The sequence below is a fragment of the Nocardia acidivorans NBRC 108247 genome (assembly GCF_001625085.1).
In the GTDB taxonomy this organism is placed as follows: Bacteria; Actinomycetota; Actinomycetes; order Mycobacteriales; family Mycobacteriaceae; genus Nocardia; species Nocardia acidivorans.
Map to the genome: position 1 here is coordinate 232393 of NZ_BDAW01000009.1, position 17386 is coordinate 249778.

20 protein-coding genes are annotated in these 17386 nt (G+C 67.1%); 13 read left to right on the plus strand and 7 right to left on the minus strand.

Annotation, left to right across the window (positions count from 1 at the left end):
- Positions 1-53: 53 nt before the first annotated feature.
- Positions 54-545 carry a MarR family transcriptional regulator gene (locus NA10_RS04550; protein WP_245677025.1) on the plus strand — a complete coding sequence of 164 codons (492 nt, stop codon included), beginning with the start codon at positions 54-56 and terminating at the stop codon, positions 543-545.
- Positions 546-720: 175 nt separating this feature from the next.
- Positions 721-2034, plus strand: coding sequence for a cytochrome P450 (locus NA10_RS04555; RefSeq protein ID WP_084514295.1), 1314 nt, complete (start codon positions 721-723; stop codon positions 2032-2034).
- A 21-nt stretch (positions 2035-2055) separates the two neighbouring features.
- On the opposite strand, the gene NA10_RS04560 is transcribed toward NA10_RS04555, so the two are convergent.
- Positions 2056-2481 carry a MerR family transcriptional regulator gene (locus NA10_RS04560; protein WP_169812520.1) on the minus strand — a complete coding sequence of 142 codons (426 nt, stop codon included), beginning with the start codon at positions 2479-2481 and terminating at the stop codon, positions 2056-2058.
- A 98-nt stretch (positions 2482-2579) separates the two neighbouring features.
- Between NA10_RS04560 and NA10_RS04565 the strand changes: the two genes are divergently transcribed.
- A complete protein-coding gene (locus NA10_RS04565) occupies positions 2580-3521 on the plus strand; it encodes an MBL fold metallo-hydrolase (RefSeq protein ID WP_067563709.1) in 942 nt (313 codons plus the stop codon).
- Here the strand turns inward: NA10_RS04565 and NA10_RS04570 are convergent.
- A complete protein-coding gene (locus tag NA10_RS04570) occupies positions 3505-4143 on the minus strand; it encodes a DUF4232 domain-containing protein (protein ID WP_084514316.1) in 639 nt (212 codons plus the stop codon). The genes NA10_RS04565 and NA10_RS04570 overlap by 17 nt on opposite strands.
- A gap of 102 nt (positions 4144-4245) precedes the next feature.
- Between NA10_RS04570 and NA10_RS04575 the strand changes: the two genes are divergently transcribed.
- From NA10_RS04575 to NA10_RS36410, 3 genes are all read left to right on the plus strand, one after another.
- Positions 4246-4854, plus strand: coding sequence for a GNAT family N-acetyltransferase (locus NA10_RS04575; protein ID WP_067563710.1), 609 nt, complete (start codon positions 4246-4248; stop codon positions 4852-4854).
- A 91-nt stretch (positions 4855-4945) separates the two neighbouring features.
- Positions 4946-5224 carry a YggT family protein gene (locus NA10_RS04580; RefSeq protein ID WP_067563713.1) on the plus strand — a complete coding sequence of 93 codons (279 nt, stop codon included), beginning with the start codon at positions 4946-4948 and terminating at the stop codon, positions 5222-5224.
- A 483-nt stretch (positions 5225-5707) separates the two neighbouring features.
- Positions 5708-5878 carry a hypothetical protein gene (locus NA10_RS36410; RefSeq protein WP_157556042.1) on the plus strand — a complete coding sequence of 57 codons (171 nt, stop codon included), beginning with the start codon at positions 5708-5710 and terminating at the stop codon, positions 5876-5878.
- Positions 5879-5952: 74 nt separating this feature from the next.
- Here the strand turns inward: NA10_RS36410 and NA10_RS04585 are convergent, their stop codons facing one another.
- The 3 genes from NA10_RS04585 to NA10_RS04595 all read right to left on the minus strand — a co-directional run bounded on the left by NA10_RS04585 (position 5953) and on the right by NA10_RS04595 (position 9828).
- Positions 5953-6735, minus strand: coding sequence for an SAM-dependent methyltransferase (locus NA10_RS04585; protein WP_067563985.1), 783 nt, complete (start codon positions 6733-6735; stop codon positions 5953-5955).
- A 246-nt stretch (positions 6736-6981) separates the two neighbouring features.
- Positions 6982-7890 (minus strand): coiled-coil domain-containing protein, encoded by a 909-nt coding sequence (locus tag NA10_RS04590; protein WP_084514296.1) that lies wholly within the window; start codon positions 7888-7890, stop codon positions 6982-6984.
- A gap of 945 nt (positions 7891-8835) precedes the next feature.
- A complete protein-coding gene (locus tag NA10_RS04595; RefSeq protein ID WP_067563719.1) occupies positions 8836-9828 on the minus strand; it encodes a DUF1353 domain-containing protein in 993 nt (330 codons plus the stop codon).
- Between the two features lie 146 nt (positions 9829-9974).
- On the opposite strand from NA10_RS04595, the gene NA10_RS04600 reads away from it, so the two are divergent.
- The 4 genes from NA10_RS04600 (at position 9975) to NA10_RS04615 (ending at position 13140) form a co-directional block, all read left to right on the plus strand.
- A complete protein-coding gene (locus NA10_RS04600; protein WP_067563721.1) occupies positions 9975-11717 on the plus strand; it encodes an N-acyl-D-amino-acid deacylase family protein in 1743 nt (580 codons plus the stop codon).
- Positions 11714-12412, plus strand: a complete 699-nt coding sequence (locus NA10_RS04605) for a TetR/AcrR family transcriptional regulator (RefSeq protein WP_067563724.1) — start codon at positions 11714-11716, stop codon at positions 12410-12412. The genes NA10_RS04600 and NA10_RS04605 overlap by 4 nt, the downstream gene beginning before the upstream one ends.
- On the plus strand, positions 12351-12704 hold the full coding sequence (locus tag NA10_RS04610; RefSeq protein WP_067563726.1) for a hypothetical protein: 354 nt from the start codon (positions 12351-12353) through the stop codon (positions 12702-12704). Before NA10_RS04605 ends, NA10_RS04610 begins: the two co-directional genes overlap by 62 nt.
- 79 nt (positions 12705-12783) lie before the next feature.
- Positions 12784-13140: a VOC family protein gene (locus NA10_RS04615; protein ID WP_067563729.1), complete on the plus strand. Its 357-nt coding sequence runs from the start codon at positions 12784-12786 to the stop codon at positions 13138-13140.
- 65 nt (positions 13141-13205) lie between these two features.
- On the opposite strand, the gene NA10_RS04620 is transcribed toward NA10_RS04615, so the two are convergent.
- On the minus strand, positions 13206-14435 hold the full coding sequence (locus NA10_RS04620; protein WP_067563731.1) for a serine hydrolase: 1230 nt from the start codon (positions 14433-14435) through the stop codon (positions 13206-13208).
- Positions 14436-14528: 93 nt separating this feature from the next.
- On the opposite strand from NA10_RS04620, the gene NA10_RS04625 reads away from it, so the two are divergent.
- The 3 genes from NA10_RS04625 to NA10_RS38475 all read left to right on the plus strand — a co-directional run bounded on the left by NA10_RS04625 (position 14529) and on the right by NA10_RS38475 (position 16478).
- Positions 14529-15854, plus strand: a complete 1326-nt coding sequence (locus NA10_RS04625) for a S8 family serine peptidase (protein WP_067563988.1) — start codon at positions 14529-14531, stop codon at positions 15852-15854.
- Between the two features lie 9 nt (positions 15855-15863).
- Positions 15864-16103 (plus strand): hypothetical protein, encoded by a 240-nt coding sequence (locus tag NA10_RS04630; RefSeq protein WP_067563734.1) that lies wholly within the window; start codon positions 15864-15866, stop codon positions 16101-16103.
- A 183-nt stretch (positions 16104-16286) separates the two neighbouring features.
- A complete protein-coding gene (locus NA10_RS38475) occupies positions 16287-16478 on the plus strand; it encodes an SDR family oxidoreductase (RefSeq protein WP_245677026.1) in 192 nt (63 codons plus the stop codon).
- Here NA10_RS38475 and NA10_RS04640 read toward each other — a convergent pair.
- Positions 16461-17381: a LysR family transcriptional regulator gene (locus tag NA10_RS04640; protein WP_084514298.1), complete on the minus strand. Its 921-nt coding sequence runs from the start codon at positions 17379-17381 to the stop codon at positions 16461-16463. The genes NA10_RS38475 and NA10_RS04640 overlap by 18 nt on opposite strands.
- Positions 17382-17386 lie beyond the last annotated feature (5 nt).

Sequence of the window (17386 nt, forward strand, 5' to 3'; positions counted from 1 at the left end):
GCATGGCACCACGATATGATACGGAATCCATACAAACCGGCGAGAGTGGTGCGGTGACTCCAGTAGCGGATCGGGGTGCGACGCGGCAGCGGCGACAGCGGATGACCGCCGTCAAGGAAGCCGTGCGCGACTTGAACATTCAGCTCGCACTGCTCAATCGCAGGTTCGGCGGCCGGGTCGAACTGCGCGATATCGACTGGACGTGTTTGGACCTGATCAATCGACACGGCCCGCTGGCCCCCACCGCCCTGGCCCGCCGGGCGGGACTGCACCCAGCCACCCTCACCGGCATCCTCGATCGCCTCCAGAAGGCCGGATGGATTGTGCGCGAACGCGATCCGGAGTCGACCGACCGTCGCGCGATCACCGTCCGCGCGGTACGCGAACGCAACTCCGAACTGTTCGCGGTGCTCGCCGGAATGAATACGCGCATGGACGAGGTATGCGCCCGCTACTCCGATGCCGAACTCGAGGTGATCGCCGACTTCCTGCGCCGCACCGGTACGGCGGGTCAGGAATCCGCGGAGGAGCTCTCCGAGGGCTGATTCGGTGATCCGGCACGCCAACCCGATTGCGTCACAGTGACGTTCACGATGCGCTGGTCGGCGTGTCGGGGTGCGAAGTTGTCTCGGCGCTGCCAAGTCGTCGCGGGGCGCTCTAGGCTGTAATGAGCGTCTTCGGCGGTCGCATCGCAGCGGCCCGGGTGAAGGGATCAGTATTGTGAGCACCTCGTATCCACCGGGTCCCCGGCTGCCGAGCATTGTTCAGACCGCACTGTACGCACAGTGGCGAGGGGCGCTACTGGAGCGGGCGGCGCGCAGGTACGGGGATGTTTTCACGCTTCGACTGGTACCGCCGTACTCGGAGAAAGTGGTCATCTTCTCGCGGCCCGAACATATTCGGGAGATCTTCGCCGCGGATCCGGCCGATCTGCACGCGGGCGAGGGGAATCGGCTGCTGGTGCACATTATGGGTGAGCATTCGCTGCTGCTCACCGATGAGGCCGAACATGCGCGGGCGCGGCGATTGCTGATGCCCGCCTTTGCGGGGTCGTCCCTGCGCGGGTATCGCACACTGGTCGAGGCCATTGCCAAGACCCATGTGGATCGGTGGGCCAGCGGGTCCACGGTGCACACCCTGGACCGGATGAATGAACTCACCCTCGATGTCATCATGCAGGTGGTCTTCGGTATGGCCGATGAACACCGGCGCGGTGAGCTCGCGCCCCGGCTGCGCCGGATCGTGAATATCAATCCGCTCATCTTCTTCGGCTGGAAGTATCCGTGGCTGGATCGGCACGGGCCGTGGAAGCGCTTCCGCGAGAACCAGCAGGCCATGAACGAGCTGCTGTACAGCGAGATCAGCCAGCGCCGCGCACACCCCGATCTCGATCAGCGAGCCGATGTGCTGTCCCGGTTACTGGCGGTCGGCTCCGGCGAAAACCCTTCGGACGCACCGCTGTCCGATGCGGAACTGCGCGATCAGCTCATCACATTGCTGCTCGCCGGACACGAGACCACCGCCTCGGCGCTGTCGTGGGCCTGTCATGAACTGGCCGCGCATCCCCGGGTGCAGGAGTCCGCGCGCAGCGCCGCCCACGACGGCGATGACAAATACCTGGAGGCGGTGCTCAAGGAATCCATGCGCCGCCGCACCGTCATCGCCGCCACCGGCCGCAGACTCACCCGCGATATGACCATCGGAGGGTACGCCCTCCCGCGCGGCACGGTCGTGTCCACCTCGATCCTGCTGGCGCACAGCCGCTCCGACAACTTCCCGGACGGTACCGACTTCCGCCCCGAACGCTTCCTCGACGGATCGGTCGCCGCCAATACCTGGCTACCGTTCGGCGGCGGCGTACGCCGGTGCATCGGCGCGGGCTTCTCCCTCATGGAGGGCACCGCCGTCCTGCGCGAAATCCTCACCCGCTACCGGCTCTCCCTACCCGCCGGCGTCACCGGCGAGAGCTCGAAGATCAGGAATATCACCCACGTCCCCGCGCACGGGGCACCGGTCCAGGTCACTCTGCTCTGAGCTGGCCGCCGGGCGCTTCCCCTAGTGAATGCGCCCGGGCACCGAGCTCCGGGGGAATTTCCTTCCGGCCCTGGTGAATTCGGCGCACTCGGGACAGTCGGCGATGACGGGGTGACTGCACTCGGTGAGGTGCGCGAGGAAGCGATCGGTGGTGCGCAGTAGTTCCAGCTGTCGCCGAATATCGGCGCGTTTGTCATTGATCAGCTCGCGCCGTTCATCGCAGGGGCTGAGGCCGAGTTGGCGAATCTGATCCAGTGACAAGCCGGTTCGCTGAAGGAGCCGGATGATACGGGCCACATCGAGGGTATTGGGGTCGTAGCTGCGGTGCCCGGAGGGGCTGCGGGATGGGTTGAGCAGACCCACCGATTCCCAGTGCCGCAGCACATGGGCCTCGATGCCGAGTGCGGCCGCGGCATCGCCGATCCGCATATCCTGCGCGGTGCTCACCATTCGCCTCTTTACTTCATGTCGACGTGAAGTTTTAGCCTGCCAGCACTCCCGGCGACCGTCCAGGTTTCCGGCACCGTGAATGGAGAGTGCAATCGATGTCGAACGCCGTACGTTCCCCGGGTCTGATCCAATGCTGCGCCGCGGCAACCGGTCTGGTGCGCGGAATGGTGCGCCCGCGCCCGGTCGACGAGCGTTTCCTGCGCTCGATCACCGATGCGGGCCTGCCCGATCCGAATCGCACCGTGCGGGTGACCGCACTCGATCAGGCACCGCGCTCGGTGCCGACAGCGATGGTGGTGGAGGGTACCTTCCAGCCGCGTCGCATCACCAATGCGCTGACCACCTTCGTGATCGAGCACCCGGAGGCGACCTTCCTGGTCGACCCGAGCTATTGCACCGACGCCGAGGCCCGCGCCATCGCGCAATTGCCCACCGCCCTGCGCGGTGTGGTGCGCCCACCGGTCGAAACCGTCCCCACCGTCACCGCGCTGAGCCTGCGACCGAATCTGCCCGCCCCGGATTTCGCGCTGCCCACGCACGCGCACTGGGATCACGTCTGCGGACTCCTGGACCTGCCCGGTCTGCCCGTCCAGCTGCACCGGCCCGAACACGAGTGGATCAGCGCGGGTCCGACCGCCCCGGTCGGCGGGGTGCGCGATGCGCTACTCGACCGCCCCATCGTCGAATTCGATCTGGACGGTCCGCCGGTGCTCACCTTCACCCGCAGCCGAGACCTGTTCGGGGACGGCAGCATTGTGCTGGTGGATCTGGCCGGACATACACCCGGCAGCATCGGCATCCTGGCGCATACCGAGCGCGGCTGGGTGCTGCTGGCGGGCGATGCCGCCTGGCATGAACTCCAGGTCGAGAAGATCCGCCAGAAGTCGTCATTCCCAGGCAATTTCGTCGACGAGAACCACGACGAGACGTTCAAGACCCTGCATCGACTACATCTGGCGCGCCACTTCGCCGCCGTCATCCCCACCCACGATCACGAGGCGGCGCTGCGGCTGAGCCACGCTACCGCGGCGCGGTGACCGGGTGAATCTGTAGGTGGCAGGAGTCGATTCGAGCGCTCACGGTCACCGTGTCCGTGGTATTCGGCGCGGTGACCCGCAGATCGGTGTAGGTGGCGCATTGGTTGCCCTCGGAGTCGAAGGCCACGCCCTCGACAACCGCCTGCGCACCGTGGGTGCCGTCGAGCACGATGGTCGGCGGGTTGTCCTCGCCCGCGGGCAGGCCGCCCATATATCCGCGCGGGGTGCGTTCGGCATGCAGCAGTGGGCCGCCCGCTCCGGTGTCCACGCCCGGGTATCCGGTCAGCGTGCAGGAGCGGCTGTCGTGCGCGGCCGAAAAGTTCAGGCGCACACCGCGATGGCCCATGCCCGGAGACATGATGGTCGCATCCACCACGACCTGACCATTACCGCACGGCGCGGGTGCGCTCGAGGTGGGCGGAGGTGAGGTCGGCGGCGTCGATTCGGTCCGCCCGGTGGTCGGGCCGTCGGTGGTCGCGGGGACCACGGCCTGCGTCGGAACGACAGTGCTTCCGGACGCGGTGGACCGACCGGAGTCATTCGAATCGCTCGCGCAGCCGGTCACCCCCAGCAGTGCGCAACAGGCCGCCACCCCCGCGTATCGTGCTGCCCTGGAACCCATTTCCACCACTCCCCTCCCGTGTCGTCGGCGCTACTCGTAGTGTCGTCCGATTCGCACCCGGTGTTGCGGGCGTGAATCGGACACCGCCAGTACGGTGAAGAAATGGAGATCACCGTCCGTCAGGCACAACGTTCGGATATTCCAACGCTGGGCCGGGTGCTCGGCCTCGCCTTCGCCGATGATCCGATCATCTCCTGGCTGCTCCCCGATGACGCATCGCGGGCTCGGCGTGCCGCCCTCATGTTCGCCACGCTGGCCCGGCACGACCGCATCGAGCACGGCGGTATCGATATCGCGGTCGACGACTCCGGTGAAATCGTCGGCGCGGCCATGTGGGAGCCGCCGGGCTACTCCAGTGACCGCAATAACCTGCGCGCCCTGCCCGGACTGATCCGGGCATTCCGATCGCGTCTGATTGCCGCCGGGCGAATGGCCGATACGCTGGCCGCCGAACATCCGCACGATCCACCGCACTGGTATCTCGCATCCATCGGAACCCTGCCCACCACGCGGGGCAAGGGCTACGGCAAGGCGCTGCTCTCCGCGCGATTGGATCGTTGTGATGCCGAGGGCCTGCCCGCCTATCTGGAGTCCAGTAAGCCCGAGAATGTCCCGTACTACGAGCGCTTCGGCTTCGAGGTGACCGCCGAACTCGACGCCACCGGGGGCGGCCCGCCGGTGTGGGAGATGTGGCGCGAGCCCCGCTCCTGACACGCCGCCCGCTCAACCGGTCGGTATTCGAATCGGGCGTTACGATCGGCCACGTCGGCCGTCCGTACCGGCCACTACTGAGGAGTTGGTCATGGGTCTGATCGCCGGGGTACTCGGTTGGCTGCTGACGGCATTCGTCCTGTTGATGCTCGCGCGCATGGTGCTGGACTGGGTCGCGGTAGCGGGCAATCTGCCCGACTGGGGTCTCAGGGCGCGCAGCTTCACCCACAAATGGACCGAACCGGTGATCGCGCCCGTGCGCCGGGTGCTGCCGCCGCTGCGCGCGGGCGGCCTCGCCATCGATCTGGCGTTCACCATCGTCTTCATTCTCGCGCTGGTCCTGCGGTCGGTGGCATTCGGACTGGAGTAGCGCCCGGAACCCCTCGTCCCGGGCGCACGACACCGCTTCGGGTCGCCGGATATCGGTAGCCGCCGCCGCGCGCGCGAAGTCGCCGAAATCGCGTGCGGCCGAACCGGTTGCCTGCTGCACGCCATCGGCCAGGTGGGCATTGCGCCGTCGAGCACCGTGGTGGACAGGTAGATCAGCACGTCGACCAGTTCGTCGGGCAGACCGTCCGCCCGCAGGGCGGCGGCATAGGTCCTGCGGTGAGGCCTCCAGGTATTCGACGGCGCGTCCGGTGGCCACGGCGATCTCGGCCACCGCGTCGGCGAAGGTGAGCAGCCGCGGTCCCGTCGCCTCGTAGACCTTCCCGCCATCGACGAACACCCGTGTCGCCACGACGCCGGCCTCCCACCCCAACCAATAGCGTTGGGAGCCAAGCCAATCAGCAACCGGCCATCACCAGGCCGAACCGGGACTTACTGCCGATCAGCAGCGGTTACGCCATATCCGTTGGTTTTCGGCGGTTACTACCGAAACCCCTGTCAGCGGCCCGATATTCGCTACCTGCCGATCCGGGACGCGCCGCCGGTCGAATGGGATTTCTCCTGGCGGGTCGCGCGGGAGACGGCTCGCGTGCGCGCGTTCAACGAGGCCCCGCTGAAGGTGAGTAAGAGCCGCTGAAAAGAGCTGATCCGGTGCGTTGAGGTCAACGCACCGGATCAGCGAAATGCCTTATGCCCGTGGGCAAGAGCCCCTCAGGGCTTGCGCGCCATGCCGGAGACGATCATCTCTTCCCAGTCGCTGAGCTTATGCTCGCCCTCACCGGGCTGCGGCCGCCACTGCGCGCAGGGGACGATGCCCGGTTCCAGGACTTCGAGATCACCGTAGAAGTCCCGGATCTCGGCATCGGTGCGCCAGCGACCACGGCCGAACGCCTCCAGGATCTTGCGCTCGGTGGCCTTGGCCTCACGGGTGCCGCCGGTGCGGAAGTGCGAGATGTAGACGCGGCTGCCGGACGGGACCTGATCGGCCCAGAACTTCACCACACCCGCGGGATCCTCCTCGTCCTCGAGGAAGCTCAGGGTGACGGCGAAGAGCAGCCCCACCGGCCGCTCGAAGTCGATAATCCGTTGTACCGCAGGATGTTCGCGGATCCATGCCGTCTTGCCGACATCGCCCTCAATCGCGTCGATACCGTCGTCGACGGCGAGCAGCGCTCGGCCGTGCGCGACCACGAACGGGTCATTGTCCACGTAGACGACCTTGGCTTCGGGATGCACGCGGCGCGCTACGTCGTGGACATTCTCTGCGGCGGGCAAGCCGCAACCCATATCGATGAACTGGGTGATGCCGTCGGTGGCCATGCCGTGCACAGCGCGGAGGACAGCGTCGCGGTTCGTGATCGCGAGTTGCTCGGAACCGGCCAGATCACTCATGAAGTAGTCGCCGACATTCTTGTCGACGCCGTAGTTGTCTCGTCCACCGAGAACGTAGCTGTACACGCGCGCCACACTCGGCCGGGATTGCCGTGCTCGCATGGCGTTGATATTCAACTGACACCCCTTTACCTTCCGTGTCCCCAGCGGGTGCCGGTGCACGGGTAGTCCTGTCGGCCAGAACCTTTGACTGAAGATCATTGCAGATCGGGTCCGCACGGAGTTCTCTTTTCCCCCTGACGATACCGCCGGATGCCCTCGTAAATCTCCGGCATTGCCGCACGTTCCGATGTCATTTCACATGTGCAGGACGCACGCGCATCCATCGAAACGTGACGAACCGGACGGTCATTCGCCAACTGTGCGATTTCCGGCCATCGGAAGCCGTTCTGCCACCAAAGCGTCCAGTTGCTGCTCGGCACGCTCGGCGCGTGCGAGGATCTGCTGCCGGGCATCATCGAGTGCGGCGATTCGGGCAGCCGCGTCCTTACGGGCGTGGTCCAGGGCGGCTGCGGCCTCCGTGCGCAGGGCGGTCAGATCCGCGGCGGCGGTTTGCCGCGCGGTCGCGGCCTCGGTGCGCACACGCTCCAACTCCGCCCGGACCCGCCCCAGTTCGTCTCGCGTATCTGCGACCGCCTGATTGCGTTCGGCGACAGCCTGTTCCGCGCGTTCGATGGCGCGTTCGGCATCGGCGGCCCGCTGCACCGCCAGATCTCGCTCCGCCGCGGCGGCGGTGACGCGCTGGGCGCTGTCGCGGCGCACCTGCTCCACTTCGGCGACGGTCTTGGAGCGCGCGAGTTCGATCTCCTCGGTGGCCTGCTGCCGGGCCCGCTCCACATCCTCCTGCGCCTCGCGCCGCACCGCGCGAATCTCCGCCTCGGCCTCGGTGCGGGCGGCGAAGACGTCATCGGCGGCCTGCTTGGTGATGCGCTCCACCTCGCGCAGGGCGTCATCGCGGGAGCTCGCCGCCTCGGCGATCCGCGCCTCCGCAGCTTCGGCGGCGGCCGCGGCATCCTCGGCCGCGGATTCGGCGGCCACCCTGGACTCTTCGGCCTCGCGGCGCGCTCGCTCCGCCGCCACGGCCGCCATCTCGGCTTCGGCTATCCGCCGTGCGGCATCGGCCTGGACGGCCTGCACCTGCGCCTCGGCGACGGAAGGATCTGTCAGCGTGGACAATTCGGCCACCGCGCCCGCAAGGGTGTTTCCGAGTTGATCAGCGAGCGTTCGGAACTGAATCAGCAACTCATCGGCGCGCATTCGAGCCACGGTTACCGGACCCTGTTGCGTCACAGTGACGTTCGTGACCGGTATCTCGGCCTCCTCCTGTAGCCGTCGCTGCCGCTCCCGCCACGCCCGCCAGCGCGTGTGATCGGGGTGTCCGCAGTATTCCGACGGCCTGCCCGGTCCCCCGCCGCGAGTAATCGGTTTGGTGCATCCCGGGTAGTTGCAAACACTCGACATTGCCAAATCGTAGCGTTGGTTTCGTCAACTCCAACGCAACAACACGAAACGAATCATTCTGCGCCGCAAATCATTCGCCGCCGTCCTGACCTCCGATAAGTGAACGTTATCGGAGGTCAGGCTCAAGGATTCCCCCGCCCAACCTTGATTTTCAATACGTTTCGTTTGGTCGCAGCCAACGTAACGTAACAGCTACGGAACTCGACAAAAACTGTGCACCGCTGACTGTCCCAGCCACCCGATGACCGATCAAGCTATCGTGGCGCGGTGGAACTTGATGGACAGCGCATAGTTCGAGCGTCGGAGCCCGACCGTCGTCCCCGCACCCCACCTGCGCGATATCGTCGCCGAACTCGAACTACGAGAGCCGATATTCCACCGCTGGGATACGGGGACGACCCGTGCGGACTTCGAACGCTCGACCGCACCGGATTTCTGGGAGACCGGCGCGTCGGGACATCGTTACAGCCGCGAATTCGTCTGGGCCACAATCGAACAGCGACAACGAGCCGCAACACCGGATACACCCGGAAGCGATGAGGGTCAGGCCGGTGACTTCCAACTGCGCGAGATCGCCGCGAACACCTACCTGCTCACCTACCCTCTGCGACAATCCGATCGGCTGACCAGGCGGTTCGGTCGATACAGCCGCACCGACCACGCGTTCGTTCGGGAACTGTTGTCACAGTGACGTTCCGGGCTGACCGGAGACCACATTCGCTCAGCGTCGTTTCGCGCGAATCAGGCGAACCACCAGGACGCGATGAAGACGGCGAACGCGGCGACCACACAGACGATGGCGAGCGCCCCGGCCAGCCAGGGGTGCCAGGAATGCAGTTTCTCGACGGCGACATACAGCCAGCCGATGAGCACGATGGGCACCACCGCCGGAATGACCACGGCGATCAGCGGGCCGATAATCCAGCCGGCGACGCGGAACTTGCCCCAGGTGAGGCCCAGTAGCAGGGGGATGACGACGGTCCCGGAAAGGCCGCCGACCAGGGCGCTCACGGGGCGCTCCCCCATCCAGGGCACGCCCGGCAGCAGGGGAATATTGAACAGGTCGAGGGTGCCCCACACACCGAGCACGACGATCAACCCCAGCGTGCCCCAGAGCGCGATTCGATAGTGCCACTTCTGAATTGGTGTCCAGTCGACCTGCCTGCCCGCATGCATGGTGGCAACCGTGACGGCGGACCAGACCAGCCAGCGGCGGATGAGGCCGGTGCCGGTTTTAGCCATGGCATCGCGGAAGATGCGGTCGGCCTCATCGCGGTGGATGACGCGTTCGGCGATATAGCTGGCGGGTTCGTCCCTGTTCAGCACCAGGCCGTCGTGCAGGATCGCCGCCGGAAGATGCGCACCGGTTTTGGGGACCAGCCAGGTGAGGAAGGGCGGGACCGAGGTGAGGTCGGTGGTCCAGTGCTCGAGATCGGCGGGAACCTGGATGGTGCCGACGCCGATGCGCGGTGCATCGTCGACATAGCCGATGCGATGGAGGAGGCGGAATTCCTCACGGCCACTGGCGGTGTCGTACAGGCGCTCCAGGGAAATGGTGAGATCGGGCAGCGGCTGGACCGGCGGTGCGGGGGCGGGAGCCTCGGGCGGCGGCGGGGATGCCGGCTCGGTATTGACCACCACTGCCGCGGGCGAGATGGCGTCGGCGGCCGCTTCGGCCGGTGCGCGGCCCGCGTCGTAGAAGGATTCGCCATTCTGCTCAACACTGAGCTTCATCACCTCAGGATGACAGGAACATGCAGTACAACGGGTGTTCCGTGCGGTGACGATGCGATCACGCCGGTGTCCGCCTGCCAAAACGGCCGAAACCGTTCGTGCAACTGCCCATTGACTCTTAGTGACCGATCGGTTGCAATCTTGAGGTGAGCTACGACACGATTATCAAAAGCGGCCGCTGGTTCGACGGCACCGGTGCGCCCTCCGCCATCCGTCATCTGGGTCTGCGCGGCGATCGCGTCGTGAGCGTGTCGGCCGAACCCCTCGACGAAGCCGACTGCCCGAATGTCATCGATGCCACCGGCAAGTGGGTGACGCCCGGCATGGTCGACATCCACACCCACTACGACGTCGAGGTGCTCAAAGCGCCCGCGCTGACCGAATCCGTCCGGCACGGCATCACCACGGTGCTGCTGGGTTCCTGCTCGCTCTCGACCGTGCACGTGACGCCGACCGATGCCGGTGATCTGTTCGGCCGCGTCGAGGCGATTCCGCGCCGGCACGTGATCGAAGCCGTGCAAGGCGGGCAGTGGAGTTCGGCGCGCGAGTACGTCGCCGCGCTGGAGGAATTGCCGCTCGGCCCCAATATCGCCGCGATGCTGGGACATTCGGATGTGCGCACCGCCCTGATGGGTTTGGATCGCGCCACCCGCAAGGAGGTGCGCCCCACCGCCGCCGAGCAATCCGCCATGGAGCAGGCGCTGCACGAGGCCCTGGATGCGGGCTTCGTCGGCATGTCGGCACAGCAGCTGCTGTTCGACAAGCTCGACGGCGAGATCTGCCGATCGCGCACCCTGCCCTCGACCTACGCCAGGGCCAGGGAACGCCGCCGCCTCAATGCGATTCTGCGGCAACGGGATCGCGTGCTCCAGGCCGGACCCGATGTCACCTCGCCACGCAGTATCGCCGCCATGACCTTCAGCAGCGTCGGACTGTTCCGGCGGCGCCTCAAGACCACCCTGCTCTCGGCCGCGGACCTCAAGGCGAATCCGTTCCTGGTCTACATCATGGGCCCGCTCGCCCGCGTGGTGAACGCGCTCGGCGGCGACTTCCGCTGGCAGCATCTGCCGGTCCCGTTCGAGGTGTACGCCGACGGTATCGACCTGGTCATCTTCGAGGAGTTCGGCTCCGGTGCGGCCGCGCTGCACCTGGCCGATCAGGTGCAGCGCAATGCCCTGCTCCAGGACGAGTCCTATCGCCGCAGGTTCCGGAAGGAATACGACACGAAGTTCGGTATGCGGGTGTGGCATCGCGATTTCTTCGATGCCGAGATCGTCGGCTGTCCGGACGACAGCGTCATCGGCAAGACCTTCGGCCGGGTGGGTGAGGAACGCGGCGGGGTGCATCCGGTCGACGCCTTCCTGGATCTGGTCGTCGCGCACGGCACCAAACTGCGGTGGCGCACCACCATCTCCAATCACCGACCCGAATTCCTGGACAGGTTGAGCGCGGATCCCGGTGTGCAACTGGGCTTCTCCGATGCGGGCGCACATCTGCGCAATATGGCCTTCTACAATTTCGGGTTGCGCTTCCTGCGGCGGGTGCATCGCGCGGAGCAGGCCGGGCGGCCGTTCCTGTCGCTCGATCACGCCGTGCACCGGATGACCGGTGAGATCGCGGACTGGTACGGCATCGATGCCGGGCGGCTGCGCGAAGGTGATCGCGCCGATCTGGTGATCATCGATCCCGAACGCCTGGACGACTCCCTGGACACCTACGCCGAAGCCGTCGTGCCCGAGTATGACAATCTCTCTCGTATGGTCAATCGCAATGACGGCGCGGTCTCGGCCGTCTTCGTCGGCGGGGAATTCGTCTTCGGGGACGGTATGCCCGCGCCCGCTCTGGGCAACCGGCGCATCGGACGCTTCCTGCGGGCCGGGGGCCGATGACCACGGCCACCCCGCGGCGCACGCAGGCCGAGCGCAGCGCCGCCACCCGATCCGCCCTCGTGGACGCCACCATCGAGGCGATTGCCGAGGTGGGCTATCACAATGCCTCGCTCGGCGAGATCAGTCGCCGCGCGGGCATCTCCAAGGGTGCGATCTTCCGGCATTTCGACTCCCGGACCGATCTGGTGGTGGCCGCCGCCGATGAGGTCCGGCATCGGCATATCCGCGCGGTGCAGGTGCTGCGCCGACCCGAGAACAGTGACCGGCCAATAGATTTGGCCGACATCATGCTGCGGGTGCGGACCCAGATCCGCGATCAGACCAATACGGTGTGGTTCGAATTGCTGGTGGCCGCGCGCACCGAACCGGAGTTGCGGGACCGCCTGGCTCCGGTGGCGCGCGGGCTGCTCGACGAGGTGGAGGAGCTGGCGGTGGCGGCGCTCTGCCCGGCGGTCACCCCCGAAACCGCCAAACTGCTGGCCACCTCGCTGATTCACATGTTCGACGGGGAAGCGATCTTCCGATCCACCTATCCGCGCCCCGAGTTGGAAGAGGCCCGGATCTCCGCGGCGCGATACATTGCGCAGGAGTTTTTCGGCAATGACAGTCAACCCACAGGGACGGAGTCCGGACGTGTCCGACGCAGAACCGGTCAGCTGGGATCACCTCAAATCCCGTCAGCCCAGCGAGGCTGATCGCAAGGCGCTGCAGCACGAGTTGGTCGAGCGCGCCGCCGCGGTACGGAAGGAGAGCTGGGACGAGTACCGCGAGGTGTGGTCGAGCGGGGATATCGCCGGGGTCGCGTACCTGCTCGATGACACCGACATGCTGGACGAACTCGGTGAGCAGGAGGGTTCGGTGCTCACGGTCTTCGCCGGAAACCTCTACGGATTCACTGGCGCGCGCAAGGATATCGAGGCCGGTCTGGTCGGGACCCAGGCGTGGTTCGCCGAGGCGCGCAAGCAATTGGCTGCCCGCTCGGACTGATCAGGAATCGAGAAGCTCGGGATGCCGGGGCGAAACTAGCCTCATCTGATAGGCGAAAACTTCGACTTCAGGAGCGACAATGAGCACCTCGACCACCAACGGCATCAAGACCGTACTGCACCCCGTCACCGACCTGGACAAGGCCAAGACGGTGTATACCGCACTGCTGGGCGTCGAGCCCTCCGCGGATTCGCCGTACTACGTCGGATACGAGGTGGGAGGCCAGCACATCGGCCTGGTCCCGGGCGGTGCCGGACCGAGTATGACCGCACCGGTGGTGTACTGGGAGGTCCCCAATATCGAGGCCAAACTGGCCGAGGTCACCGCCGCCGGCGGGGTCGTGAACGAGCCCGCGCGCGAGGTCGGCGGCGGCCGTCGCGTGGCCACCGTGACCGATCCGGATGGCAATGTGCTGGGCGTGCTGCAAGACAGCTGACGTGCGGCATCGAAGCCGCCCGCCGAGGCGATCGGGCGGGCGGCCTTCGCTTGTGTCGGTGCGGTTCAGTCGTGCCGCGGTACCGCGGCGGAGATCTGGGCGACGAGTTTCCAGGGCCGTGCGGTGTCGACCACCGCTTTACCGCTGGTGAGAATCGCCCCGGAGAGCCCGCGGGCGCGATCGGACCAGCCGTACTGGGTGGTCAAACCGCTTCGGCCGAAATGGGTTTCGGTATGGCGGCCGAATTTGGAGCGCGCCGCGCCGAGTTCGTAGCCCGCCACCGAGACCCGACCGGCCGCGCCGGGGATGCGGGGCGCGGGGCTGGTGGCCATGCGGAGGGTTTCCGGGCGCATGATCCGGACGCCGTCCAGTTCACCTCCGCGCGTGAGGATTTCATAGAACCGGGATAGCTCGTACGCGGTGGTGACGAGATTTCCGGAGGGGAGTTCGGCGGTGAGGAAGGCGCGGGTGTCGGTCTCGGAGGTGGGGCCGGAGAGTCCGCCGCCGAGTGCCCGGCCCGCCAGGTGCCGCCAGACGCGCGACGGACCGGGGCCGACCTTCACGCTCGGGACGACCCGATCGACGTCCTCGGGGGCGACGCCGAAGTTGTTCCAGCGGAAGCCGAGCGGGTTCAGGACCTGCTCGCTCAGGTGATCGCGCATGGGCTTGCCGGTGGCGCGTCGCACCAGTAGGCGCTGGATCAATCCGCCGGTGAGGGCGTGGTAGACGCGGAATCGGCCGGGCCGCCAACTGGGTTTCAGATCGGCCAGGCCGCGCACGGCCAACTCCTCGTCCAGGACCATATCGGTGCCGCGGTAGGGCGGGGTGATGAAGGGAATACCCGCCGAATGCGAGAGCACATCGCCGATGGTGATCCGCGCTTTGCCGTTGGCGGCGAACTCCGGAATGTACTGGCTCACCGGATCATTCAGCGCGAAGTGGCCCTGTTCGATGAGCATCGCCATGAGCGCCGCCGCGACGCCCTTGGCGGTGGAGAATCCGCAGAACGGCATATCCGGGGTGATCAGGCGTTTGGGCGTATCGGGTGTGTCGACGGGGCCATTGCCCCACCCGTGGCCGATCGCCCGGTTCAACAGGATCTTGCCGTCGCGGCGCAGACAGATCTGGATCGCGGGGGTGGTGCCCAGGCGATACCAGTCGCGCACGGATTCCCAGATCGCCTCGACCGCGCGCCGGTCCACCCCGGCCGCGGCGGGGTCGTCTTCGGGCCCGGCGGTGGTCACACTCTCCAGCTTCGGGTCGATCGTCACCATGGATATCGCACCTGGGCTCATGCGAACAGGATAGTTAGGACCAATCGGTAGATTCGCGGTGCGTGCTGAGGGTTCCGTGAGAAGTTTGCGCGCGTTACCGGCACGATGGTGATCATGCGCGTGCTGATTCAGGTTCGTCCGACAGTCGATGTGGTTGCCGCGGTGGCCGATCCCGCTGTCCATATCACCGCCGCCGAGGTGCTCGGCGCACAGTCCGATGTGGTCATCGACCACGCCTATGCTCCGGTCGCGGTGCCAGGATATCGGCAGGGCAGCCCCGATCCGTACTCGCTGGCGCCCGAGCACGCGACGGTGCTGCTGCGCGGGGAGATCGCCGACGAGGACCTGGCCGCCACCGTTCCCCGGCTGACCGCGGCCGCGCCGATCACCGGGATCTTCGCCGATCCGATTATCGAGGGCGTGCTCACCTGCGGCGACACCCCGGCGGTCGGCAACGCGCAGGACGTCGGAAAGCTGCTGCACACCACCGAATTCACCGCCGCCGGGCTCACCGGCAAGTCCGTCGCGCTCGCCATTGTGGATACCGGGATCAATGCGGCGCTGGTGGAGACGGTGCACGGAGCCCCGATCACCATTGACGCGCAACGCAGTTGGAATCCGGCGGGCGTCACCGGTAAGCCCGGAGAGTTCCCGGTCGATCACGGCAGCATGTGCGCCTTCGACGCGCTGATCGCCGCACCGCAGGCGACACTGTTGGATTTCGCGGTGCTGCGCAGTACTCGGCGCGGCGGCTCGACCATGGACGGGTTGCTGTCCGATGCGCTCGCGGGGTACGCGCGGTTGCGCACGGTGCTCACCGATCAGCCCGCGGCCTCGCGTGCGCTGGTGGTCAGCAACAGTTGGGGTTCGTTCTCGCCGCAGTGGGACTTCCCGGTCGGCAATCCGGGCAATTACTCCGACAATCCGTCGCATCCGTTCAATGTCATTGTCGGATCGCTGGAGGCCGCGGGGGCCGACATTCTGTTCGCGGCGGGCAACTGCGGGCGGGACTGCCCGGACGGCCGGTGCGCCTACCCGGAGCGGCCGATCGGCGGCGCGAATTCGCTCGGCGGTGTGCTGAGCATCGGCGGTGTCGACATCACGAATACGCGGGTCGGCTACTCCTCACAGGGTCCGGGCCGGCTCACCGATCAGAAGCCCGACGTCTGCACGTACACCCATTTCCTCGGGTCGACCGCCTTCGGCGCGGGTACCCCGGATACCGGAACCTCGGCGGCGACGCCGGTCGCCGCCGGTGTGGTCGCGGCAATCCGCACGCAGTGGCCCGCCACCGTGGTCTCTCCGGCACAGCTGCGGGATATCCTGCGCCGCACCGCGATCCGGCGCGGAGCGACTCCCTTCGACTACGACTACGGTTTCGGCGTCGTCGACACCGCGGCCGCGCTCACCGAACTCCGGAAGGTCGCCGTGCGCGCGTAGCGTGGAGTCATGCCGCTGCTCACCCTCCGACTACCGGCACCCGCGACACTGACCGATGCGCTGAAAACCCTGCGGCTCACCGCGGACGAGGTCGATATGGATTTCGGTCTCGTCCCGGTCGACCCGGATGCCGGGCTGTTCGCCCTCCGGGTGAGCGATGCGGTGGCCGCACGCCTGACCACCGCCGGTGTCGGCGAGATCCAGGTGTACTCGGATCCACCGATCGGTCCGCTCAACGCCGACAACTGACCCTCGGTTCGACGGCCTCCGATGCGGGTTCGGCGGTCGGCGTGGTCGCGGAGCAGCCGGCAATCTCCGTGCACGAGCGGGCGATCAGCTTGTGCGGGTGCCGGCGGCCGAACTCGCGGAGCGGCGAATCACCGTGAAAAGCGTGCGCCCCGTGCCCACGCGGACCGGGAGGTCGCGGCCACGGTGCCGCCCGAACAGATCGTCGCGATTGCCGCCGGCATTCCGCTCGGAAGGCTCGCCGAGCCTTCCGATATCGCCGATGTGGTCGCCTTCCTGGCGTCGGATGCGGGTCGCTGGATTACCGGGCAGGCCCTCAATGCCTGGCGGCGGCATTTTCTGAATCGACTGCGCCGCATACTAATTGGCGGTGTATAACGCCATGGCGGCGGCGAGCAGGGCTTCGGCGGTGCGCGCGGCGGGCTCGGTGAGCGGTCCGGGCAGACGGGCCAGCACCAGTCGGCGATGCTCGAGCGGGCCGCCGTGCACCGGCAGAATTCGCACTCCCGGTGGCGCGGCGGCGGCGAGCAGCCCCGGCACGGTGGTGAATCCGCATCCGGCCGCCACCAAATTCAGTTTGGCCAGCCAGTCGCGCGCGGTGTGCACGATCTCGGGCCGTTCCTCGAGCCCCGGCCACACACCCATCGGCCGATCGGCCGCGGCGGGACCGGCAATCCATTGCCGCCCAGCCAGTTCCGCGACATCGATGAAGTCACCGCGCGCGAGGGGATGCCCGGCCGGAACCGCCACGCGCAGACTGGATTCGGTCAGGGTTCGCAGCTCCAGCGCCGGTGATTCGGTGTCGGGTGGGCGAAAAGGCGGGGCGGAGCCGAGCAATGCCAGATCGAGACTGCCCGCGCGCAGCGCCCGCACCAGCGCCGGGGTGCCGCCCTCGCGGGTGTGGACGGTGATCGCGGGATGTGTATCACGCAGTGCCGCAATGGCTCTCGGCACCAGCAAGGCCCCCGCACTGGGAAACCACCCGAGCCGCACCACCCCGCCCTGCGTCGGGAGCCCGGACAGCTCCCGCGCGGTGGCCGCCAGTTCCTCGAGCACCACCGTGGCACGCCGCAACACCAGATGCCCCGCGGCGGTGAGCCGCACCCCGCTGCGATGCCGCTCCAACAGCAGCACCCCCGCCGCCTGCTCGATCGAGGCGATCTGCCGTGACACCGCCGACTGCGTATACCCCAGCGAGGCGGCCGCCGCGGTGAAGGTGCCCTGCTCGGCGACGGCCCGGAAGACGCGCAGCGCGGTCACCGACACGTCCGTGAAATCCATGACGT